Genomic DNA, 21,096 nt, shown 5'->3' on the forward strand with positions numbered 1-21,096 from the left:
GCTTTCGACCTCGTGCAGGCGTCGAAGGACGCTGCGGCCGAGATGGGCGTCGGTATCGCCGGCTCGGCCAAGGAAGCCGTCGCGGATGCGGAGGTCGTCGTCACGATGCTGCCCGCCGGCAAGCATGTCCTCGCGGTCTGGGCCGATATCCTGCCGGCGGTGAAGCCCGGCACGCTGCTGATCGATTCCTCGACCATCGATGTCGAAAGCGCCCGCAAGGCCCATGCGCTGGCGGCCGAGCGCGGCTGCCTCTCGCTCGATGCTCCCGTCTCCGGCGGCACCGGCGGCGCGAAGGGCGCGACGCTGACCTTCATGGTCGGCGGTACGGAAGAAGCCTTCGGCAAGGGCGAGCCGATCCTCGCCAAGATGGGCCGCAAGATCGTGCATTGCGGGGGCGCCGGCAACGGCCAGGCCGCCAAGATCTGCAACAACATGATCTTGGGCATCTCGATGATCGGCGTGTCCGAGGCCTTCGTGCTCGGCGAGAAGCTCGGCCTGTCGCACCAGGCGCTGTTCGACGTCGCCTCGACCTCGTCCGGCCAATGCTGGTCGCTGACGACCTATTGCCCGGTGCCCGGCCCGGTGCCGACCTCGCCCGCCAATAACGAGTACAAGCCCGGCTTCGCCTCGGCGCTGATGCTGAAGGACCTGAAGCTGGCGCAGGAAGCGGCCCAAGCGGCGGGCGCCTCGACCCCGCTCGGCGCGGCGGCGGCGCAGCTCTTCGGGCTGCACAATGCCTGGGGCGAGGGTGGCACGGATTTCTCCGGCATCATCCACCTCTTGCGCGGGCGCGGGGAGGCGTGAGACGCGCTTGCGCGGCAGGGCTGAGCGGGTTTAGACCCGAAGCATGAACGACGCCCTGCCTCGCCGCGAACGCTCCTCCCTCACCGGCTTCGCGATCAACCGACTCGACCGGCGCGAAGACCTGCGCAACAAGCTCGATGCGGTGACGGCACTCCGCCACCGCTCGGATACGCGGATCGCGGTGGTCGCCGGCGAGACGCCGATCCTGAAGCGCCTCGACCGCGAGGCGCTCACGGTCTGGTTCAGCCATGGCGAGACCGAGATGCTCGGCCCCGCCGCCGAAGAGATCTTCATGGGCATGGGGGAGGACGGAACCCCGCGCTTCGCCCGCCTGCTCGACAAGGCTTTCGCCGAAGCGCTGAAGGAGCGAGCCGAGCTGTTCGTCACCGACCTGCGCTCGGTCGCGCTGAAGCGCCTCGTGCCCGAGGACGAGGTTGGGCCGCTCGGCGAGGCCAAGGCAGTGCTCGACTGGCATGCCCGCCACCGTTTCTGCGCCCAGTGCGGCGGCAAGACGGTCGCCGGCGCTTCTGGCTGGCGGCGCGAATGCACGAATTGCGGCGCGCTGCACTTCCCGCGCACCGATCCGGTCGTCATCATGCTGGTGACGCGCGGCGATTCCTGTCTGCTCGCGCGCCAGGCCCGGTTTGCGCCGGGCATGTATTCCTGCATCGCAGGCTTCGTCGAGCCGGGCGAGACGCTCGAGGATGCGGTCAGGCGCGAGAGCTGGGAAGAGGCCGGCCTCAGGGTCGGTGCCGTGCGCTATCTCGCCTCGCAGCCCTGGCCTTTCCCCTCCTCGATCATGATGGGCTGCATCGCCGAGGCGCTCGGCGACGAAATCACGCTCGACATGACCGAGCTTGAGGAAGGCCGCTGGTTCCCGCGCGAAGAGGTGCTGCAGATGCTGGAAGGCAAGCATCCCGACGGCCTGGCCTGCCCGCAGCATATCGCGATCGCCAACACGCTGGTGCGGGCGTGGGCGCTCGAAGGGGAGCGGATCTAACCCGCCAGAGCCTTCGCTGGAGAGCCGGACATGACCTCCGAGCAACATGCCGCTGCGGAACGCATCGCAGCGAGCTTCGCCAAGCAGGGCCTGATGGCGACGCTGGGTGCCAGCCTGGGTGCCGTCGCACCGGGCAAGGTCGAGATCATCCTGATACCGGGCCCGGCCGTTTCGCAGCAGCACGGCTTCGTCCATGCCGGCGCCGTCAGCGCCATCGCCGATTCTGCTGCGGGCTATGCGGCCTTGAGCCTGATGCCGCCCGGCCGGGGCGTGCTGACGACGGAGTTCAAGATCAACCTCGTCGCGCCTGCCGCGGGCGATCGGATCATCGCGCGTGGCGAAGTCGTGAAGGCCGGCCGCACTCTGACGCTCGCCCAGGCCAAGGTCTTCGCCGAGGCCAGCGGCCAAGAGAAGCTCGTCGCCCTGCTGACCGCGACCCTGATGGCGATCGAAGGGCGGGAAGGCGTCAACGACTGACGCCCCTGTCCACGGCACTCATGCCATCGACGGAACCGCACCGTCATCCCGGACAAGCTGCGTAGCAGCGCCGATCCGGGATCCATCGAAGGGCTCCGGAGCCTTACGATGGATCCCGGGTCAAGCCCGAGATGACGATGGCGGTTCGATCGGCAAACAGGCCCGGCTCGCGGCTTACTCCCCGGCTTCCTCGATGGTCGAGCGGAACTCGCTGGCGGGATAGACGCCCATGATCTTCATCTCCTTCGAGAAGTAGGAGAGCTCGTCGAGCGCGCGCCGCAGCGCCGGGTCGTCGGGATGGCCCTCGACATCGGCATAGAACATCGTCGCCGAGAAATGGCCGTCGACCATGTAGCTTTCCAGCTTGGTCATGTTGATGCCGTTGGTGGCGAAGCCGCCCATCGCCTTGTAGAGCGCGGCCGGGATGTTGCGAACGCGGAACATCAGCGTCGTGACGGTCCTGGCCCCGCCCTGGCGGGCATATTCCGGATATTTCGAGAGCACGACGAAGCGCGTGGTGTTGTGCTTCTCGTCCTCGATATCCTCCATCAGGATGTCGAGGCCGTAGACCTCCGCGGCGATGCGCGGGGCGATAGCCGCGCGCGTCGGGTCGTTGGCCTCGGCGACCTGGCGGGCGGAGCCTGCGGTATCGGCGGCGACCTCGGCCTTGAGGCCGAGCTTGCGGATGATCTTCCGGCACTGGCCGAGCGCATGGATGTGGCTCTGCACGGTCTGGATCGTCGCCAGCGTCGCGCCCTTCGCCGCCATCAGGTGGAAGCGGATCGGCAGGAAATGCTCGCCGATGATGTGCAGGCCCGAGCGCGGCAGCAGATGATGGATATCGGCGACGCGGCCGGCGATCGAGTTGTCGATCGGGATCATGCCGTAGCGGGCCTTGCCGTCGCTGACGGCCGAAAGCGCGTCCTCGAAGGTGGCGCAGGGCAGAAGCTCGCAGTCCGGAAACACCTGGAGGGCTGCCTGCGACGAGAAGGCTCCGGGTTCACCCTGATAAGACACGACGAAGGACATGGGACGACTTCAGGCTCCTCAGCTTCTTATTGTAACGCGGCTTGGCCGGTCGGGCCTCAGCGCGCTTTCAGGACCGCGCGGGCGCGATCGAGATCGGGAGGCGTGTCGACGCCGCGCGGCACATGATCGATGACCATGACGTCGATGCGCATGCCATCTTCCAACGCGCGCAATTGCTCCAGCTTCTCGCGCAGTTCCAGCGGCGATTGCGGCAGGCTGACGAAACGATCGAGCGCGGCGCGGCGATAGGCGTAGAGGCCGACATGGTGATAGAGCGGCCCCTCGCCGTAAGGCGCCGTGGCGCGGGTGAAATAGAGCGCGCGCATGTGGCCCGGCGCGATCTCGCTGCCGATGAGCTTCACGACGCTCGGCGCCGTCTTCTCCTCCTCGTCGTCGATCACGCCGGCCAGCGTCGCGATATCCACAGCGGGATCGGCGAGCGGCTTCACCGCTGCGGCGATGGCGGAGGGCGCCAGGGTCGGAAAATCGCCCTGCACATTGACGATGATGTCGTAGTGCCTGTCGGGGTCGAGGATGTCGGCAGCTTCCTTGATGCGGTCAGAACCGGTCTGATGGCCGGCGCTGGTCATCACCGCCTTGCCGCCGGCGGCCTCGATCGCGGCGGCGATTTCCGGCGCATCGGTCGCAACGGCGACGTCTCCGGCGCCGGATTCGACCGCGCGGCGCCAGACATGGACGATCATCGGCGCGCCATGGATATCGGCGAGCGGCTTGCCGGGCAGGCGCGTCGCCTGCATGCGGGCGGGGATCAGGATCAGCGGACGGGCCATTTTCTGAAGCGTGCTCGGCTGGGCCGCCGCCGGTGAAAGCCGGTGGCGGCAAAAAGTCTCAAACGGTGCGTGCTTATACGAGTTGCAATGAAGCGCGCAAAGCGGTTAAGCAACGGCGGAAGCTGGAGCCTTTCAAGACTCCGGCCAAGCGCTATCTCGTCTCCCGGGCCTCGGCCGCGGAGGGCACCCAGGGTTCGGACACGATGAATATCGAAGCCAACAAGATTGCCGGCGCGGTTCTGTCCACGCTGCTCGTCGTGATGGGCCTCAACATGACGGCCGGCATCGTCTTCGCGCCGAAGAAGCCTGCCGTGCCGGGCTTCGACCTGCCGAGCGAGGAGCCGGCCGCGGCAGGCGGAGCGGCCGCTGCCGTGGCTGAAGAGCCCATCGCGGTGCGCCTCGCCAAGGCCGACGTCGCCAAGGGCGAGAAAGCCACCGCCGCCTGCAAGGCCTGCCACACCTTCGACAAGGGCGGCGCCAACAAGGTCGGCCCGCATCTCTACGACGTCTATGGCCGCCCGGAAGGATCGGTCGCTGGCTTCGGCTACTCGGCCGCGATGAAGGGCCGCAACGACAAGTCCTGGGACGCCGACGCGCTCGACCACTTCCTGAAGAGCCCGAAGGCCTATGTGCCCGGCACGATCATGGCGTTCGCCGGTATCGCCAAGCCCGAGACCCGCGCCGATGTCGTGGCCTATCTGAACTCGCTGGCCGACGCGCCGAAGCCGCTGCCGAAGCCCTGAGGCAAAAGGCCAGACGACCGATCAGCGATCACGAAGCCGGGCCTTGCCCGGCTTTTTCGTTTCCATGCCTTGCTCACGCCCCGCGCCTGCCCGCACAATCCGCCTCCCGCCAGCCATTGCCGTGGCGCTGCGCGCAGGCGAGATAGAACAACGGCGAATCAGACGGAGACGCGAAACGATGGCGATGCGCATCACACGCCGCAGATTGCTGGAAGCCGCAGGAGCCGCGACCGTCGCGGGCGCCCTGCCCCAGCTTCCCCAGGCGGCGCTGGCGCAGGATGCCGAATCGCATGGGCTCTCGACTTTCGGCGAGCTCGCCCTGCCGCCGGATTTTCCGCATTTCGCCTATGTGAACCCCAAGGCGCCGAAGGGCGGCCTGCTCACCGTCCAGATCAAGCGCGGTGGCGGCAACCAGAGCTTCGACACCTTCAACACGCTCAACACCTTCGTCCTCCAGGGCGATGGCGCCGCGGGCATGGATGCCTGCTTCGACAGCCTGATGGCCGGCTCCGGCGACGAGCCTGGATCGGTTTACGGGTTGCTGGCGAAGAGCGTCGCGGTCTCCGCGGACAAGCTGACCTATCGCTTCCGCTTGCGGCCCGAAGCCAGGTTCCATGACGGCTCACGCGTCACGGCCCGGGACGTCGCCTTCTCGATGAACATCCTGAAGGCGAAGGGGCATCCGTCCTACCGCCTGCTGCTCAACGAGCTCGTCTCGGCGGAAGCGGAAGGCGACGACATCTTCGTGGCGAAGTTCTCGCCGAAGCGCGGGCGCGACCTGCACCTCGTCGTCGCCGGCCTGCCGGTGTTTTCGGAGAAGTATTGGTCGACGCGCGATTTCACCGCCTCGACGCTGGAGGCCCCGCTCGGCTCCGGCGCCTACAAGGTCGGGCGTCTCGAGCAGGGGCGCTTCATCGAGTTCGAGCGCGTGCCGGATTACTGGGCCAAGGACCTGCCGGTGAATATCGGCACCAATAATTTCGACCGGGTGCGCTGGGAGTATTTCCGCGACCGGCAGGTGGCGTTCGAGGCCTTCAAGGGCGGCGCCATCACCTTCCAGGAGGAATTCACCTCGCGCATCTGGGCGACGGGCTACGATTTCCCGGCCGTGCATGAAGGCAAGGTCAAGAAGGAGACCTTGCCGAAGACCGAGCCGGTCGGCTCGCAGGGCTGGGTCTACAATACAAGGCGCGAGAAATTCGCCGATCCACGCATCCGCGAGGCGCTGGGCCTCGCCTTCGATTTCGAGTGGACGCGCAAGAACATCATGTTCGGTTCGTTCGAGCGCATGACCTCCTATTTCGAGAACGCGGATTCGAAGGCGGTCGGCAAGCCCTCCCCCGAAGAGCTCAAGCTGCTGGAGCCCTGGCGCGGCAAGGTGCCGGACGAGGTCTTCGGCGAGCCCTTCCTGCCGCCGGTCTCGGACGGCTCCGGCAGCGACCGCACCCTCCTGCGCAAGGCCGACGAAATGCTGCGCGCCGCCGGCTGCAAGCGCGACGGCAATGTGATGAAGCTGCCGAACGGACAGCCCTTCGAGATCGAGTTCCTCGATTCAAGCCCCGCCCTGCAGCCGCATACCCAGCCCTTCCAGGCCAATCTGAAGCGGCTCGGCATCAATGCCACCTCGCGCCTCGTCGATCCCGCGCAGTATCAGCGCCGCCTCGACGAGTTCGATTTCGACATCATCAGCCGGGCGCTCTCGGGCGGCTCGATCCCCAGCGACACGCTCAGCATCGTCTATGGCTCGGAAGCCGCAAAGACCAAGGGCTCGCGCAATGTCGGCGGCATCAGCCACCCCGCCATCGACGCAATGATCGAGACGATCGGCCAGGCCAAGACCTATGCCGATTGCGTCATTGCCGCGAAATGCCTCGACCGCCTGCTGCGGGCCGGGCGCTACTGGATTCCGATGTGGTGGAACGACGAGGAATGGCTGGCCTATTGGGACATGTACGACCGGCCGGCGACCAAGCCGAAATACTCGTCGGGCGCGCCGGGCATCTGGTGGTACGACGCCGAGAAGGCCAAGCGGATCGGAAAGGCGTGACCCGGGCATGCTGAGCTATATCGCCCGGCGCCTCGCGCTGATGGTGCCGACCCTGTTCGGCATCCTGCTCGTGTCCTTCGTCATCGTGCAGTTCGCGCCGGGCGGGCCGGTCGAGCGCGTGATCTCGCAGCTCCAGAACCCCAATAGCGGCGGAGCGGCCGATCGCGTCGGCGGCGGCCAGGGTGGTGATGCCGGGGCGCAGGGCGACGGATCGGCCTATCGCGGCGCGCAGGGACTGGACCCCGCCTTCATCAAGGAGCTGGAAAAGCAGTTCGGCTTCGACAAGCCGGCGCATGAGCGCTTCCTGAAGATGCTCGGCGACTATGCCCGCTTCGATTTCGGCCGCTCCTATTTCCGTGATGCACCGGTGCTGCAGCTGATCAAGGAGAAGCTGCCGGTCTCGATCACGCTCGGCCTGTGGATGACGCTGATCTCCTATGCGATCTCGATCCCGCTCGGCATCCGCAAGGCGATGAAGGAGGGCTCGCGCTTCGACACCTGGACGAGCGCGGTCGTCATCGTCGGCTACGCCATCCCGAGCTTCCTGTTCGCGATCCTGCTGATCGTGCTCTTCGCCGGCGGCTCGTTCTGGCAGATCTTCCCGCTTCGAGGCCTGACCTCCGACAACTGGGCGGAGCTCAGCCTGTTCGGCAAGGCCAAGGACTATCTCTGGCATATCGCCCTGCCGGTGCTGGCGATGGCGCTCGGCGCCTTCGCGACCTCGACGCTTTTGACCAAGAATTCCTTCCTCGACGAGATCAGGAAGCAATACGTCCTGACCGCCCGGATGAAGGGCCTCAGCGAGCGGCGCGTGCTCTACAGCCATGTCTTCCGCAATGCGATGCTGATCGTCATCGCCGGCTTCCCGGGCGCCTTCGTGCATGCGCTCTTCGCGGGATCGCTGCTGATCGAGACGATCTTCTCGCTCGACGGGCTCGGCCTCCTCTCCTTCGAAGCGATCGTCAACCGCGACTATCCGGTCGTCTTCGCCAATCTCTTCATCTTCTCGCTGATCGGCCTCGTCGTGCACCTGATCACCGACCTGACCTATAGCTGGGTCGATCCCCGCATCGATTTCGAGAGCCGGGAGGCGTGAGCATGGACACGCTGATCGATGCTCCCCCGCCGGCCCTGCGCAGCGATATCCCGCTCGCGCCGGCCGAGGCCAAGCAGGGCTGGCTCAAGCTCTCGCCGATCAACCGGCGCAGGCTCAACAACTTCAAGGCCAACAAGCGCGGCTGGTGGTCGCTGTGGCTCTTCCTCGCGCTCTTCGTGCTGTCCCTGTTTGCGGAGTTCATTGCCAACGACCGGCCGTTGGTCGTGCGCTACAAGGACGAGTGGCTGTTCCCCGTCGCGGTGAACTATCCGGAAGAGAAGTTCGGCGGCTTCCTCGCCACCACCGATTATCGCGACCCGGTCATCGCCAAGGAGATCGCGGCCAACGGCTTCGCGATCTGGCCGCCGGTCCGTTACTCCTACCGCACGCATAATCTCGACCTGCCGGTGCCGGCCCCGGCCCCACCGACCTGGCTGCTCAAAGACGAGCAGTGCAAACCGATCGCCGAGCGCACGGGTGGCACGACCTGCCGCGATCTCGAATGGAACTGGCTCGGCACCGACGACCAGGGCCGCGACGTGGTCGCGCGCCTGATCTACGGCTTTCGCATCTCCGTGCTGTTCGGGCTGATCCTCTGCGCCTTCTCCTCGGTGATCGGCATCGCGGCCGGCGCGATCCAGGGCTATTTCGGGGGCTGGACCGACCTGATCTTCCAGCGCCTGATCGAGATCTGGACCTCGATCCCGGCGCTCTACCTGCTAATCATCGTCGCCGCGATCATCACGCCCGGCTTCTTCGTGCTGCTCGGCATCCTGCTGCTGTTCTCCTGGGTCGCACTGGTCGGGGTCGTGCGCGCCGAGTTCCTGCGCGCGCGCAATTTCGAATATGTCCGGGCGGCGCGTGCGCTCGGCCTCTCCAATCGCACGATCATGTGGCGCCACCTGCTGCCGAACGCGATGGTGGCGACGCTGACCTTCCTGCCCTTCATCCTGAACGGCTCGATCACCACGCTGACCTCGCTCGACTTCCTCGGCTTTGGCCTGCCGCCGGGCTCGCCGTCGCTCGGCGAATTGCTGGCGCAGGGCAAGGCCAATCTCCAGGCGCCCTGGCTCGGCCTCTCCGGCTTCATCGTGATCGCGCTGATGCTATCGCTGCTGATCTTCATCGGCGAGGCCGTGCGCGACGCCTTCGACCCGCGGAAGACCTTCGCATGAGCGCCCCCCTCCTCTCCGTCGAAGACCTCTCCGTCGCCTTCCGCCAGGGCGGGCGGGACACGCTCGCGGTCGACCATGTCTCCTTCTCGATCGCCAAGGGCGAGACATTGGCGCTGGTCGGCGAGTCCGGCTCGGGCAAGTCGGTCTCGGCGCTCTCGATCCTGAAGCTGCTCAACTACCCGGCGGCGCATCATCCCTCCGGCAAGATCCTGTTCAACGGGCAGGACCTGATCGCCGCCGACGAGGACGCGATGCGCAAGGTGCGCGGCAACGACATCACCATGGTGTTCCAGGAGCCGATGACCTCGCTCAACCCGCTCCATACGATCGAGCGGCAGATCGGCGAGATCCTCGAGCTGCACAAGGGCCTGCGCGGCGAGAAGGCGCGCGCCCGCACGCTGGAACTGCTCGACCTTGTCGGCATCCGCGATGCCGCGAGCCGGCTCGATGCCTATCCGCACCAGCTCTCGGGCGGACAGCGCCAGCGCGTGATGATCGCGATGGCGCTCGCCAACGAGCCGGAACTACTGGTCGCCGACGAGCCGACGACCGCGCTCGACGTCACCGTGCAGGCGCAGATCCTGAAGCTCCTCAAGGAGCTTCAGGGCCGGCTCGGCATGGCCATGCTTTTCATCACCCACGACCTCGGCATCGTCCGGCGCATCGCCGACCGGGTCTGCGTGATGCTGAAGGGCAGAATCGTCGAGCACGGGCCCGTTGCCGAGATCTTCGCCAACCCGCAGCACGATTATACCAAGCGCCTGCTCGCAGCCGAGCCGAAGGGGCGCCCTGCCCCCGTCCCGGCCGATGCCGCGACGCTGCTGGAGGCCGGGCCGGTCAAGGTCTGGTTCCCGATCAAGTCCGGCCTGCTGCGCCGTGTCAGCGGCTATGTGAAGGCGGTGGACGGCATCTCGGTCAAGGTTCGCGAGGGTGAGACGCTCGGCGTCGTCGGCGAGTCCGGCTCGGGCAAGACGACGCTGGGCCTCGCCATCCTCCGGCTGATCGCGTCGGAAGGGCCGATCGTCTTCCTCGGCGACCGGATCGATGGGCTCTCCAGCAAGCAGGTCAGGCCGAAGCGCCGGGATCTGCAGGTGGTCTTCCAGGACCCTTATGGCTCGCTCTCGCCGCGCATGTCGGTGGCCGAGATCGTGGCCGAGGGGCTCGCGATCCAGCAGCCGAACCTGACCTATCAGCAGCGCCGCGAGATCGTGGCGCAGGCGCTCATTGATGTCGGGCTCGATCCCGCGGCAATGGATCGCTATCCGCACGAGTTTTCCGGCGGCCAGCGCCAGCGCATCGCGATCGCGCGCGCCATGGCGCTCGATCCCAAATTCGTGGTGCTGGACGAGCCGACCTCGGCGCTCGACATGTCCGTGCAGGCGCAGATCGTCGAATTGCTGCGCGGCCTGCAAAGCAAGCGTAAGCTGGGCTATCTCTTCATCAGCCATGACCTCAAGGTGGTCAGGGCGCTGTCGCATCGGGTGGTGGTGATGCAGAACGGCAAGGTGGTCGAGGAAGGTCCGGCGGAGGCGATCTTCGCATCGCCGCGCGAGGCCTATACCCAGGCGCTGCTGGCGGCGGCGCTCAACCTCGACACGCCCAGCGCTGCCGCGGTGAGGGACTGAGCATGGCGCGCGCGCTCCTGATCGTGCTGGATTCGGTCGGCTGCGGTGGGGCGGCCGATGCGGCCGCCTATGGCAATGCCGGCTCCGACACGCTCGGCCATATCGCGGAAGCCTGCGCGGATGGACGTGGCGATCGCGAGGGCCTGCGCAGCGGGCTGCTTCAGCTCCCGAACCTCGTGCGGCTCGGCCTCGCCCATGCCTGCGAGGCCTCGACCGGCCGGCCGCTGGCCGGGGTCGCAAAGCCAGCGAAGCCCGAGGGGCGCTGGGGCTATGGCGTCGAGGTCAGCCAGGGCAAGGACACGCCATCCGGCCATTGGGAGATCGCCGGCTGCCCAGTGCCGTTCCAGTGGGGCTATTTCACCGACCTGGAGAATTCGTTCCCCGCGGAGCTTGTCACCGGGATCGTCGCGCAAGGCGCCCTGCCCGGAATCCTCGGCAACAAGCATGCCTCGGGCACCGCCGTCATCGACGAGCTCGGGCCGGAGCATATCCGGACGGGCAAGCCGATCTGCTACACCTCGGTCGATTCCGTGCTGCAAATCGCGGCGCATGAGGAGCATTTCGGGCTCGACCGGCTCTACACCCTCTGCAAGGTCACGCGCGGCCTCGTCGATCCCCTGCGGATCGGGCGCGTCATCGCGCGGCCCTTCCTGGGATCGCCGGAGGAAGGTTTCACCCGCACCGGCAACCGCAAGGATTTCGCGATCCCGCCGCCGGACGAGACGATCCTCGACCGGTTGACGGCACAAGGACGCACGGTCGTCACCGTCGGCAAGATCGGCGACATCTTCGCCCATCGTGCCACCGGCACCGAGATCAAGCCTTTCGGCAATGCGGCGATGCTCGATGCGGCGCTGGAAGCCTGGGACGGCTTGCCCGATGGCGGGTTCTGCTTCGTCAATCTCGTCGATTTCGACACCGAATTCGGCCACCGGCGCGACATTCCCGGCTATGCGGCGGCGCTGGAAGCCTTCGACCGCCGCCTGCCGCATATCGAAGCGGCGCTGCGACCGGGCGACATCGCCGTCGTCACGGCGGATCACGGCAACGATCCGAGCTGGCCCGGCACCGACCATACCCGCGAGCATGTGCCGATCCTCGCCTTCGGTCCCGGCATCGGCGCCGAACCGCTCGGGCGCCGCGGCAGCTTCGCCGATATCGCGGCGAGTCTCGGAACCTTCCTCGGCATCGGGCCGGTCGGTCCCGGTCGCCCCTGGTAGGCTTTTGGCTCTAACGCATAGTCGCTGACGCGGACCTTGGGGTCTTCACGCGCCCCGGTATCCGCTTCGCGCCAAAATGCTCTAGGCCGCAGCCACCCGGCCGCAGAAGCTCGCGACCTCGTGGCGGATGTCCTGCGCCTGCTGCGCGAGCGCGCTGGCGGCGCTCTGCAACTGCTGGGCGGCGCCATGGGTCTGGCGGGTCATGACCTCGAAGCCCCCGGCGACATCGGCGCTGCGCTGCGCGCCCTCGAAGGACAAGCGGACCTGATGGGCGATCTCCGCCGTGGCGCGGCTCTGCTCGTCGACGGAGAGCGCAATCGCATTGGCGACGCTCTCGACATCGCCGATCGCCTCGACGATGTCCCGGATCGCCTTGAGCGAGCGCTGCGAGGCCTGCTGCATCGTGCCGATCTGCTGCGAGACCTCGTCGGTCGCCTTGGCGGTCTGGGCCGAGAGCGTCTTGACCTCGCTGGCGACGACCGCGAAGCCGCGCCCCATCTCGCCGGCACGCGCGGCCTCGATCGTGGCGTTGAGCGCGAGCATGCTGGTCTGGGCGGCGATGCCGCGGATGATCTCGACGACGGCGCCGACATTCTCGCTACTCTGGGCGAGATGCTCGATCTCGGCGCTGGCGCGGCGGGCGAGGTCTGCGGCGACCTTGGAACCATCGGCCGATTGACCGGCATTGCGGCCGATCTCGCCGATGGAGGCGACGAGCTCGGTGCTCGCGGCCGAGAGATGATCGATGCTGTCCATGGTGCCGGCGGCTGAATCGGAGACCATCGCCGTCTGGCGCCGGACATGGTCTGACGTGTCGGTCAGCGCGCCGGCTTCAGTCTTCATCGCCGCGGCAGAATGGTCGAGCACGGCCATGGCCTGCTCCATCTGGGCGCGGAAGCCGGCCACGACATCGCGCAGCATCTCGGCGCGCCGCCCCAGTTCCTCGGCGAGATTGCGCTCCTTGTCACCGGCGATGCGTTCGCGCTCGGCCACTTCCTGCGCCCGCGCCAGGTTCTGCTCGTTCACGGCGAACATGCGCTGCAGCACGACCGCAAAGACCGCGAGGAAAGCCGTCTCGATGATGACGATCACCGCATGGAGCATCACGCGCCACAGGTTGCCGCCCTGGTAGAAGACGGCGGCCGGCAAGGCATATTGAAGCACGAGATGATGCGCCGCCGTCAGCACCGCGCCCATCAGGATCGGCCGCCAGTCGCAGAAGCCGGCGAGCAGTGCCAGCACCGCGAAATAGTACATGTGGATGTCCGGCTGCCAGGGATGGCCGGCGAAGCTGAACACCAGGATCGAGACCTGCCCGATCAGCATGGCGGCGATGATGAGCCGCGTCACGATGGCCGGGCCGGCGAGGCGATAACTCGCAATGGCGAGAAGGACGGTCAGCGCCGCCAACGCCACCGGAACGGTGCCCGACGCACCATGGGCCCAGAAGGCCAGGGCCAATAGCGGCACATGGAGCAGTCCGAGCGCGAGCAGGGCCTGCGTGACCCGGTGGCGCACTGCCGACAGGGACCAGATCATGACAGAGCTTCCGTTCGACCGGGGATGTCGAGACACCCGGCAAGACCGGCCAGGACAAGGGAGAACCACGCGCCTTCCGGCAATGACGGCGCAGGCCCCTGCGGTGTCGGCGCCACCACGACGATCGCGGCCAAGCGGCCGCTGCGGAGGACGCGATGGCCGGCTGCAAAGCTCCGCGCGACGGCCTCCGTGCCGTCGATCCAGGGCGGGAAAACGATCGCGACCGGCACGGTGCCATCGATCGCGCGCGGCAGGCTGGCAAGAGCGCCGAAGCTGACCAGCAGGCAAAACAGCCCAACGAACAGGCGCCCCCCGCGTGACAGGCGCTCCGCGCAAGCCGGGCAAGGGTCCGCTGGAGATATCGAAGGCATTGACGGGAGATCCCTCGGGGCGGCCGCGGCGTGCCGGCCAAGCAAGCGCAGCCATGTAAAATTTTACTTAAGCCATACACCCTTGCCGAACGTTAACTGCCGGTCCCGGAACGCATTTACCTTTCGTCAAGGAGCGAGATTTACAACTTTTAGTTGTATCTACTTCCTGAGGAATGGCCATGCTGCCTGCCCTGTCCCGGTTCTCCCGAAACCAGCGCGCGACGAGCGCCATCGAGTTCGCCTTCGTCGCGCCCGTCCTGCTGCTGCTGCTCGTCGGCATCATGGGATACGGCTACGTCTTCGGCATCTACCACAGCATCCAGCAGATCGCGGCAGAGGCGGCACGCTCGTCCGTCTCGGGCTTGAGCGACACCGAGCGTTCCCAGATCGCGCGCGACTTCATCACCGCGCATGCCGGCTCCTACGCCTTCATCGACCCGACGAAGGTCCGGGTCCGCACCGGCCAGACAGGCCCGCAGTTGCAGAGCTTCGAGGTCGCCGTCGCCTACGACATGAGCGGTTCGATCTATGACAGCCTCAGCCGCATGGTCTCGCTGCCACAGCCCATGATTGAGCGCCGGGCGATCGTCCAGCGCGGCGGATACTGAGCACATTTTCGCGAACTCGAAGCCAGGAGGGCATCCATGCTCAGGCTCAAGGACTTCACCCGGAACCAGAAGGGTGGCGCCGCCATCCTCTTCGCGGTCTCCGCGACGGTGCTGATCGGCTTCGGCGCGATGGCGGTCGATGTCGGCAATTTCTTCTACGAGAAGCGCAAGCTGCAAACCGCCAACGATCTGGCCGCGCTGGCGGCTGCGAGCGACCTGCCCCGGGCGCAGGCCGCGGCCCAGGCCAGCGCCGGCCAGAACGGCTTTACCGGCAGCACGATCCAGGCTCTGCAGACCGGCATGTATACGCCGGACCCGCAGAAGGCGCCGGAGGCGCGTTTCGTCCCGAGCTCGCCCACCGTCGCAAACGCCGTCAGGATCGACATGCGAACCACGACGCCGCTCCTGCTCGGGCGGGTCCTGGCCTCCGCGTCCACCACCTCGCAAACGCCGGGCACGGCCCCGCCCCCCGCGGGCGGCACGACCGTGGCGAGCCTCAGCGGCGGCGACGTGCCGATCGGCTCCAGCGCCATCGCCTTCCAGGATGCCCAGGCTTCCTTCGCCGTCGGCTCGCGCCTGCTCAAGCTCGATGGCGGGCTGCTCAACAGCCTGCTTGGCGGGCTGCTCGGCGGCGGCGTGTCGCTCTCCGTCATGGATTACGACGCCCTGATCAAGGCGCGGGTCGATCTGTTCGACTTCTCCAAGCGCCTGGCCACCCGTCTCAACCTGACGGCGGCGACCTATGACGACGTGCTGAAGGCGAATGTCCGCCTCGGCGACGTGCTGGCCGCCGTCGTCGACGCCTCCCGCGACCACGATACGCGCAACAGCACCGCTACGGCGGCGCTGGGCCGGATCGCCGCCGCGTCGGCGAGCAACCTGCCGGTCAATCTGGCCTCGCTCATCTCCTTCGGACCGGCCGGCGACAAGCCGCTCTCCGGGCCAAAGCCGCTCGCGGCCTCGTTGACGGCGCTCGACATCGTCTCTGCGGTCGCGCAGATCGCCAATGGCAACCGGCAGATCGATGTCGGCCTCGCGCTCAACCTGCCGGGCATAGCGGCCGCCTCGCTCAAACTCGGCATCGGCGAGCGGCCCGTCGGCACCAGCATGGTCCGGGTCGGCCGGGCCGGGGCCAGCGTCCATACCGCGCAGACGCGGCTCCTGCTGACGGTCGATCTCGTCGGCTCAGGCGCGGCCTCGCTGGTCCGGTTGCCGCTCTATCTCGAACTCGCCGCCGCGACGGCACGCCTCACCGGTATCCAGTGCAGTCCGGGCGACGTCTCGACCTCGCGGGTCACGCTCGGCGTGACGCCGGCCCTGGTCGACGCCTGGATCGGGCAGGTCTCGATGGCGGAGTTCAACAATTTCAGCCGGGCGCCGAATCCGCCCGCCGCGACGCTTCTCAACGTCGCCGGGCTCGCCAAGGTCAGCGGCCGTGCCCATGTGACGATGACCAATCTTTCGGAGGCTACGGTCAGCTTCAGCTATCCGGAGGTTCAGCGCGGCGACAAGAAGACCACCTCGACCCAGAATTTCGTCGCAACCCTGCTGGGACGGCTCGTCGGCGATCTGGAGCTGCGGGTGGAAGCCCTGGGGCTCGGCATCGGTCTGCCTGGACTGGACGGGCTGGTCAGCGGCGTCATCGCCGGTGCGGCGACACCGCTCGACCAGGTCCTCAACGGCGTGCTCGGCACGCTCGGCATCGGGCTCGGCCAGGCCGATAGCTGGGTCACCGGCGTGCGCTGCGGCGGGGCGGTGCTGGTGCGGTGAGCGTGGCCGGGACATCAAGGCCGGGAACCGGCCGTCATGCTCGCCCTTGTGGCGAGCATCCACGTCTTGAACGCGGCCTTCTACCGGCAAAGGCGCGGATGGCCGGGACAAGCCCGACCATGACGATGGAGCACTTTAACTCTGCAGCCGCTGCTTGATCCGCTTGATCAGGCCGTCCCGGACATCGCGATAGGCGTCTAGCTTCTGCTCGCGCGAGCCCTGGAACACCGTGGGATCGACGGTCGGCCAGTATTCCACCTCGGCGGCGTGGGTCCGCGTCAGGTCGAGAGCCTTGTGATGCGCTTCCGGCGAGAGCGTGATGATCAGGTCGAAATTGAGCCCTTCCCACTCTTCGAGCTCCTCGACGGATTTCGGTTTGTGCCGGCTGAGGTCGATGCCGATCTCGTCGAGCACCGTCTGCACGAAGCCATCGACATCGCCCTTCCGGGCGCCGGCCGACTGGACGTAGATCGACTTGCCGAAGAAATGCTTGGCGAGAGCCTCGGCCATTGGCGAACGCACGGCGTTCATCGCGCACATGAAGAGCACGCTTTGGACCTTGCGCGGGGGCTCCAAGCGCGTCAGCCCTTCCAGTGCAGCGCGTAGATCAGCGTGAAGAGACGGCGGGCCGTATCGAAATCGACCTCGACCTTGTTAGCCAGCCGCTCCGCCAGGATGCCCGCAGCCTCGTCGTGCAGGCCGCGCCGGCCCATGTCGATCGCCTCGATCTGGGATGGCGTCGAGGTCCGGATCGCCGCGTAATAGCTGTCGCAGACCAGCTCGTAATCCTTGATGATCCGCCGGAACGGGCTGAGCGAGAGATGATGCGTCACCACCGGCGCGCCGTCGGCCTGCTTGATCTCGAAGACGAGCCGCCGCTCGACCATGGCGAGATGCGCGAGATACGGGCCGCCGTCATGCTCGGGAATGACGAAGCTGTTGCGCTCGATCAGGTCGTAGATCGCGACGGCGCGCTCGTGCTCCTGATCGGGCGTGCCGCGGCCGAGGGAGTTCTCGTCGAGGGTCAGGCCGACCAGACGCTGGTTGGTGGCTGTCGAGACGTCGGACATCGCTCCTCCGGCCATGGCGCCGCCCGTTGGACAACGCTCAAAGATTCAGCCTGATCGTCACGGATCGGCCGTGCGCCTGCAAGCCCTCCGCTTCGGCCAATTGCGTGGCGGCGGAAGCCAGGGCGCGAAGGCCTTCGGGGCCGCATTTCAGGAGCGAGGTTCGCTTCATGAAATCGCCGACGCCGAGACCCGACGAGAAGCGGGCCGAGCGGGCGGTCGGCAGGACATGGTTGGGGCCGCCGACATAGTCGCCGATCGCTTCCGGCGTATGGCCGCCGAGGAAGATCGCGCCGGCATTGCGGATCAGCCCCGCGAGGCGCTCGGGATCGGCCGTCATGATCTCGAGATGCTCGGGCGCGAGCCGGTCGACCAGCGGCACGGCGGCTTCGAGATCGGCGACGAGCAGGATCGCGCCGAATTCCTGCCAGCTCCTGCCGGCGATCTCCGCCCGCGGCAGCGTCGCGAGCTGGGCGGCGACGGCCTTCTCGACCTCGGCGGCGAGCGCAGAGTCGTCGGTCATCAGGATCGACTGCGCGGAGACGTCATGCTCGGCCTGCGCCAGCAGGTCGGCCGCGATCCAGTCGGGATTGGCGCTGCGGTCGGCGATGACCAGCACCTCGGAGGGGCCGGCGATCATGTCGATGCCGACCTGGCCGAAGACGCGGCGCTTGGCGGCGGCGACATAGGCATTGCCGGGACCGACGATCTTGGCGACCGGCGCGATCGCGGCGGTGCCGTAGGCCAGCGCTGCGACGGCCTGCGCGCCGCCGATGCGATAGACCTCGTCGACGCCGGCGAGCCGGGCGGCCGCGAGCACGAGCGGGTTGGTCTCGCCGCGCGGCGTCGGCGCGACCATGACGATGCGCGGCACGCCGGCGACCTTCGCGGGAATGGCGTTCATCAGCACCGAGGACGGGTAGCTCGCGGTGCCGCCGGGCACATAGAGCCCGACCGCCTCGATCGCGCTCCAGCGCCAGCCGGCGCCGACGCCGGCGGCATCCTCGACCCAGGAATCGGCCGGCTTCTGGCGGCGATGATAGGTCTCGATGCGCTCGCGCGCCGTCTCCAGCGCGGCTAGCAGTTCGGGCGAGCAGGCGGCGACGGCCGCGTCGATCTCGGCCTCGTCGACGCGCAGGGTCTCAGGCGTCAGGTCGAGCGCGTCGAAGCGGGAGGTGTAGCCGATCAGCGCCGCGTCGCCCTTCTCGCGGACGTCCGCGATGATATCGGCGGCGATGCGATCGACCTCCTCGGAGACCTCTCGCTTGGCGGAGAGCAGCGCCGCGAAGCCCGCGGCGAAGCCGGCATCCCTGTCGTCGAGCCTGATCGGCATGGTATCCTCAGGAAATCCGAACCCTCGGTCGTCATTCCGGGCGTAGCGCAGCGAAGACCCGGAATCCATCATGGAGCGCAGCGCCTTCGATGGATCCCGGATCGGCGCCGCTTTGCGGCTTGTCCGGGATGACGGCGCGTTCTTAGACGAAGGGTGCCGAAGGTTGAAGCGGTGACTGGCCGAAAAGCGGCGAGGCGCCGGCCGGTTCAGGCGCCGTCGGGATGGCCGGGCGTTGCCGCCGCTTCCCAGACCGGGCCGAGATCCTTCATCTGCGCCTCGATGCACTCGACCGAGAGGCGGATCGCCGCGCCCTCCGAGAAATGCAGGGTCACGTCGCCGGCCGGGTCTTCGCCCAGGTCGAAAGTGACGGCGAGCAGGTTGAGGACCTTGTCGGGGTCGTTCTTGTCGAGCTTGGCGCTGCGCACGGACTGGACGCGGTCGAAATGCAGTGCCGCCAGGCGGCGCCGGCGCTGGCCGTGCTGGGCACCCTCCCAGTCGAAGCGGCGCAGCGCGAGCGCGAAGCGCTGCTCGCGCGGCAGGTAGACGAGGTCGGCCGCCTTCAGCACCGCATCCTGGAGATGGGCTGAGACAATCGCGAGGTCATCGGCATCGAGGGCGATGAGCTTCAGGGGATCGGCGGCATCGTCTGACATGGTTTTGTTCTGACGAGCCGCCTCCAGAAAATCAACAGCCGAGAATCAACTGCTGATGCGTTCCACCAGCGCGCCGCAGCGGCTGAGCTTGGCTTCCAGCGCCTCGAAGCCGCGATCGAGGTGGTAGACGCGGTTGATCGTGGTGTCGCCTTCGGCGGCGAGACCGCCGATGACCAGCGAGACCGAGGCGCGCAGATCCGTCGCCATCACCGGTGCGCCGGTCAGCTTCTCGACGCCTTCGACATGGGCGACATCGCCGTCCAGCCGGATCTTCGCGCCGAGGCGGGCGAGCTCCTGGACATGCATGAAGCGGTTCTCGAAGATGGTCTCGCGAATGCGCGAGGTGCCCTTGGCCCGGGTCATCAGCGCCATGAACTGCGCCTGCAGGTCCGTCGGGAAGCCCGGGAAGGGATCGGTATCTACATCGACCGCCTCGATTCCGCGGCCGTTGCGGCGCACGCGGATGCCTTCATTGGTCGAGTCGATCTCGACGCCGGCCCTGGTGAGCACGTCAAGCGCCGATTGCAGCAGCTCCGGCCGCGCGCCTTCCAGCATCACGTCGCCGCCGGTCATCGCCACGGCCATCGCATAGGTGCCGGCCTCGATGCGGTCGGGCAGCACGGCATGATGTGCACCGCCGAGGCGCGCCACGCCCGTCACCACGATGCGCGGCGTGCCGGCGCCCTCGATCTTGGCGCCCATCTTGACGAGGCAGGCCGCGAGGTCGGTGACCTCCGGCTCGCAGGCCGCGTTCTCGATCACGGTGGTGCCCTGGGCGAGCACCGCGCCCATCAGCGCGGTATGGGTACCGCCGACCGTGACCTTCGGGAAGACGATCTCGCCGCCCTTCAGCCCCTTGGGGGCGCGGGCCAGCGCGTAGCCGTTCTCGATGGTGATCTCGGCGCCCAGCTTCTCCAGCGCCATGAGCAGCAGGTCGACCGGGCGCGTGCCGATGGCGCAGCCGCCGGGCAGCGAGACCTTGGCCTCGCCCATACGGGCGAGGATCGGCGCGATCACCCAGAAGCTCGCGCGCATGGTCGAAACCAATTCATAGGGCGCGCAGGTATCGACGATCTGGCGCGCGGTCAGCGAGATGGTCTGACCCGTCTCGGTGGACTGGCCGATGCGCTTGCCGGCGACGGTGCGGTCGACGCCCTGGTTGGAGAGGATACGCGAGAGCGCGGTCACGTCCGACAGACGCGGGACGTTGGTCAGCGTCAGCGTCTCGTCAGTCAGCAGGCTCGCGATCATCAGCGGCAAGGCGGCGTTCTTCGCGCCGGAAATCGGAATGGCGCCATTGAGGCGCTGGCCGCCGGTGATGCGGATCTTGTCCATCGTCGGGTCCTGCTCGGCCGGCCGGGCGAAAAGCCGGCAGTGCGTGGGGGATTAAGGAAATTCAGGTCCGGGAGGTGTCGGCCTGAGAGGGCGGCTCCGGCTCACGCGCTTGCGCCTCGTCCGAGCGGCGAGCGCGAGCCTGCGCCTTGCGGCGCTTCAGGTTCTCGCGGAGCGCGGCGGCAAGGCGCGCCTGCTTCTCGTCTTCGGCTGTCTGGCGGGTCACGGCATCAGCTCTGGGGTGTTTGAACGCGGGAACGCGGCGAATTCGCGGCGGTATCGTTAGCCCCTGGGCCGGCGGCGGACAAGCGCCGCGAGGGTCGTCCCCGCCTCGCCCCAGAATGGACCAGCGCCGTGCCGGAGCGAGCCAGCCGGCAGCGTGTATTTCGGCTGGAGCACGATCCTTCTGCCGCAGC

21 protein-coding genes are annotated in these 21,096 nt (G+C 67.5%); 12 read left to right on the forward strand and 9 right to left on the reverse strand.

Annotation, left to right across the window (positions count from 1 at the left end):
* The 3 genes from mmsB to JHD80_RS19865 all read left to right on the forward strand — a co-directional run.
* Positions 1-804, forward strand: an 804-nt coding sequence (gene mmsB, locus JHD80_RS19855; RefSeq protein ID WP_199090986.1) for a 3-hydroxyisobutyrate dehydrogenase, incomplete at its 5' end; no start/stop codon positions are given.
* A gap of 43 nt (positions 805-847) precedes the next feature.
* Entirely contained in the window at positions 848-1,804 is a 957-nt protein-coding gene (nudC, locus tag JHD80_RS19860; protein WP_199090988.1) for an NAD(+) diphosphatase, read from the forward strand.
* A gap of 30 nt (positions 1,805-1,834) precedes the next feature.
* The gene (locus JHD80_RS19865) at positions 1,835-2,281 is read left to right on the forward strand and encodes a PaaI family thioesterase (RefSeq protein ID WP_199090990.1); all 447 of its coding nucleotides are present in this window, start codon (positions 1,835-1,837) and stop codon (positions 2,279-2,281) included.
* A 174-nt stretch (positions 2,282-2,455) separates the two neighbouring features.
* Here the strand turns inward: JHD80_RS19865 and JHD80_RS19870 are convergent, their stop codons facing one another.
* Positions 2,456-3,310: a prephenate dehydratase gene (locus JHD80_RS19870; RefSeq protein ID WP_199090992.1), complete on the reverse strand. Its 855-nt coding sequence runs from the start codon at positions 3,308-3,310 to the stop codon at positions 2,456-2,458.
* 56 nt (positions 3,311-3,366) lie between these two features.
* Positions 3,367-4,101 carry a 3-deoxy-manno-octulosonate cytidylyltransferase gene (locus JHD80_RS19875; protein ID WP_199090994.1) on the reverse strand — a complete coding sequence of 245 codons (735 nt, stop codon included), beginning with the start codon at positions 4,099-4,101 and terminating at the stop codon, positions 3,367-3,369.
* 203 nt (positions 4,102-4,304) lie between these two features.
* On the opposite strand from JHD80_RS19875, the gene JHD80_RS19880 reads away from it, so the two are divergent.
* From JHD80_RS19880 to JHD80_RS19905, 6 genes are all read left to right on the forward strand, one after another.
* Positions 4,305-4,844: a c-type cytochrome gene (locus JHD80_RS19880; protein WP_199090996.1), complete on the forward strand. Its 540-nt coding sequence runs from the start codon at positions 4,305-4,307 to the stop codon at positions 4,842-4,844.
* Positions 4,845-5,022: 178 nt separating this feature from the next.
* Positions 5,023-6,891: an extracellular solute-binding protein gene (locus JHD80_RS19885; RefSeq protein WP_199090998.1), complete on the forward strand. Its 1,869-nt coding sequence runs from the start codon at positions 5,023-5,025 to the stop codon at positions 6,889-6,891.
* A gap of 7 nt (positions 6,892-6,898) precedes the next feature.
* Complete coding sequence (locus tag JHD80_RS19890) at positions 6,899-7,987, forward strand: microcin C ABC transporter permease YejB (protein ID WP_199091000.1); 1,089 nt, start codon at positions 6,899-6,901, stop codon at positions 7,985-7,987.
* Positions 7,988-7,989: 2 nt separating this feature from the next.
* Complete coding sequence (locus JHD80_RS19895) at positions 7,990-9,162, forward strand: ABC transporter permease (protein WP_199091002.1); 1,173 nt, start codon at positions 7,990-7,992, stop codon at positions 9,160-9,162.
* Positions 9,159-10,787, forward strand: a complete 1,629-nt coding sequence (locus JHD80_RS19900; RefSeq protein WP_199091004.1) for an ABC transporter ATP-binding protein — start codon at positions 9,159-9,161, stop codon at positions 10,785-10,787. Before JHD80_RS19895 ends, JHD80_RS19900 begins: the two co-directional genes overlap by 4 nt.
* Before the next feature lie 2 nt (positions 10,788-10,789).
* Positions 10,790-12,007, forward strand: coding sequence for a phosphopentomutase (locus JHD80_RS19905; RefSeq protein ID WP_199091005.1), 1,218 nt, complete (start codon positions 10,790-10,792; stop codon positions 12,005-12,007).
* Between the two features lie 81 nt (positions 12,008-12,088).
* Here JHD80_RS19905 and JHD80_RS19910 read toward each other — a convergent pair whose 3' ends face one another.
* A complete protein-coding gene (locus JHD80_RS19910; RefSeq protein ID WP_199091007.1) occupies positions 12,089-13,546 on the reverse strand; it encodes a methyl-accepting chemotaxis protein in 1,458 nt (485 codons plus the stop codon).
* A gap of 155 nt (positions 13,547-13,701) precedes the next feature.
* Here JHD80_RS19910 and JHD80_RS19915 point away from each other — a divergent pair, with 155 nt between their 5' ends.
* The 3 genes from JHD80_RS19915 (at position 13,702) to JHD80_RS19925 (ending at position 16,295) form a co-directional block, all read left to right on the forward strand.
* Entirely contained in the window at positions 13,702-13,866 is a 165-nt protein-coding gene (locus JHD80_RS19915) for a hypothetical protein (protein ID WP_199091009.1), read from the forward strand.
* 230 nt (positions 13,867-14,096) lie between these two features.
* The gene (locus JHD80_RS19920; RefSeq protein ID WP_199091011.1) at positions 14,097-14,525 is read left to right on the forward strand and encodes a TadE/TadG family type IV pilus assembly protein; all 429 of its coding nucleotides are present in this window, start codon (positions 14,097-14,099) and stop codon (positions 14,523-14,525) included.
* A gap of 36 nt (positions 14,526-14,561) precedes the next feature.
* Positions 14,562-16,295: a pilus assembly protein TadG-related protein gene (locus JHD80_RS19925; protein ID WP_199091013.1), complete on the forward strand. Its 1,734-nt coding sequence runs from the start codon at positions 14,562-14,564 to the stop codon at positions 16,293-16,295.
* A 135-nt stretch (positions 16,296-16,430) separates the two neighbouring features.
* Here the strand turns inward: JHD80_RS19925 and JHD80_RS19930 are convergent, their stop codons facing one another.
* The 6 genes from JHD80_RS19930 to JHD80_RS19955 all read right to left on the reverse strand — a co-directional run bounded on the left by JHD80_RS19930 (position 16,431) and on the right by JHD80_RS19955 (position 20,906).
* Positions 16,431-16,835: an arsenate-mycothiol transferase ArsC gene (locus JHD80_RS19930; protein WP_199091031.1), complete on the reverse strand. Its 405-nt coding sequence runs from the start codon at positions 16,833-16,835 to the stop codon at positions 16,431-16,433.
* Between the two features lie 41 nt (positions 16,836-16,876).
* Positions 16,877-17,365: a UPF0262 family protein gene (locus tag JHD80_RS19935; protein ID WP_199091015.1), complete on the reverse strand. Its 489-nt coding sequence runs from the start codon at positions 17,363-17,365 to the stop codon at positions 16,877-16,879.
* A 37-nt stretch (positions 17,366-17,402) separates the two neighbouring features.
* A complete protein-coding gene (gene hisD / locus JHD80_RS19940) occupies positions 17,403-18,695 on the reverse strand; it encodes a histidinol dehydrogenase (protein WP_199091017.1) in 1,293 nt (430 codons plus the stop codon).
* 206 nt (positions 18,696-18,901) lie between these two features.
* Positions 18,902-19,348 carry a DUF2948 family protein gene (locus JHD80_RS19945; RefSeq protein ID WP_199091019.1) on the reverse strand — a complete coding sequence of 149 codons (447 nt, stop codon included), beginning with the start codon at positions 19,346-19,348 and terminating at the stop codon, positions 18,902-18,904.
* Between the two features lie 45 nt (positions 19,349-19,393).
* The gene (gene murA / locus JHD80_RS19950; RefSeq protein WP_199091021.1) at positions 19,394-20,683 is read right to left on the reverse strand and encodes a UDP-N-acetylglucosamine 1-carboxyvinyltransferase; all 1,290 of its coding nucleotides are present in this window, start codon (positions 20,681-20,683) and stop codon (positions 19,394-19,396) included.
* A gap of 61 nt (positions 20,684-20,744) precedes the next feature.
* Positions 20,745-20,906, reverse strand: a complete 162-nt coding sequence (locus JHD80_RS19955) for a hypothetical protein (protein WP_197064444.1) — start codon at positions 20,904-20,906, stop codon at positions 20,745-20,747.
* Positions 20,907-21,096: the final 190 nt, after the last annotated feature.

The organism is Allobosea sp. ASV33, assembly GCF_016428755.1.
In the GTDB taxonomy this organism is placed as follows: domain Bacteria; phylum Pseudomonadota; class Alphaproteobacteria; order Rhizobiales; family Beijerinckiaceae; genus Allobosea.

What these genes read in the sequence shown, in the direction of transcription:
- nudC (WP_199090988.1), top strand. Translation starts at nt 848, where the DNA reads ATGAACGACGCCCTGCCTCGCCGCGAACGCTCCTCCCTCACCGGCTTC.
- JHD80_RS19865 (WP_199090990.1), top strand. Translation starts at nt 1,835, where the DNA reads ATGACCTCCGAGCAACATGCCGCTGCGGAACGCATCGCAGCGAGCTTC.
- JHD80_RS19870 (WP_199090992.1), bottom strand. Translation starts at nt 3,310, where the DNA reads ATGTCCTTCGTCGTGTCTTATCAGGGTGAACCCGGAGCCTTCTCGTCG.
- JHD80_RS19875 (WP_199090994.1), bottom strand. Translation starts at nt 4,101, where the DNA reads ATGGCCCGTCCGCTGATCCTGATCCCCGCCCGCATGCAGGCGACGCGC.
- JHD80_RS19880 (WP_199090996.1), top strand. Translation starts at nt 4,305, where the DNA reads ATGAATATCGAAGCCAACAAGATTGCCGGCGCGGTTCTGTCCACGCTG.
- JHD80_RS19885 (WP_199090998.1), top strand. Translation starts at nt 5,023, where the DNA reads ATGGCGATGCGCATCACACGCCGCAGATTGCTGGAAGCCGCAGGAGCC.
- JHD80_RS19890 (WP_199091000.1), top strand. Translation starts at nt 6,899, where the DNA reads ATGCTGAGCTATATCGCCCGGCGCCTCGCGCTGATGGTGCCGACCCTG.
- JHD80_RS19895 (WP_199091002.1), top strand. Translation starts at nt 7,990, where the DNA reads ATGGACACGCTGATCGATGCTCCCCCGCCGGCCCTGCGCAGCGATATC.
- JHD80_RS19900 (WP_199091004.1), top strand. Translation starts at nt 9,159, where the DNA reads ATGAGCGCCCCCCTCCTCTCCGTCGAAGACCTCTCCGTCGCCTTCCGC.
- JHD80_RS19905 (WP_199091005.1), top strand. Translation starts at nt 10,790, where the DNA reads ATGGCGCGCGCGCTCCTGATCGTGCTGGATTCGGTCGGCTGCGGTGGG.
- JHD80_RS19910 (WP_199091007.1), bottom strand. Translation starts at nt 13,546, where the DNA reads ATGATCTGGTCCCTGTCGGCAGTGCGCCACCGGGTCACGCAGGCCCTG.
- JHD80_RS19915 (WP_199091009.1), top strand. Translation starts at nt 13,702, where the DNA reads ATGGCCGGCTGCAAAGCTCCGCGCGACGGCCTCCGTGCCGTCGATCCA.
- JHD80_RS19920 (WP_199091011.1), top strand. Translation starts at nt 14,097, where the DNA reads ATGCTGCCTGCCCTGTCCCGGTTCTCCCGAAACCAGCGCGCGACGAGC.
- JHD80_RS19925 (WP_199091013.1), top strand. Translation starts at nt 14,562, where the DNA reads ATGCTCAGGCTCAAGGACTTCACCCGGAACCAGAAGGGTGGCGCCGCC.
- JHD80_RS19930 (WP_199091031.1), bottom strand. Translation starts at nt 16,835, where the DNA reads ATGTGCGCGATGAACGCCGTGCGTTCGCCAATGGCCGAGGCTCTCGCC.
- JHD80_RS19935 (WP_199091015.1), bottom strand. Translation starts at nt 17,365, where the DNA reads ATGTCCGACGTCTCGACAGCCACCAACCAGCGTCTGGTCGGCCTGACC.
- hisD (WP_199091017.1), bottom strand. Translation starts at nt 18,695, where the DNA reads ATGCCGATCAGGCTCGACGACAGGGATGCCGGCTTCGCCGCGGGCTTC.
- JHD80_RS19945 (WP_199091019.1), bottom strand. Translation starts at nt 19,348, where the DNA reads ATGTCAGACGATGCCGCCGATCCCCTGAAGCTCATCGCCCTCGATGCC.
- murA (WP_199091021.1), bottom strand. Translation starts at nt 20,683, where the DNA reads ATGGACAAGATCCGCATCACCGGCGGCCAGCGCCTCAATGGCGCCATT.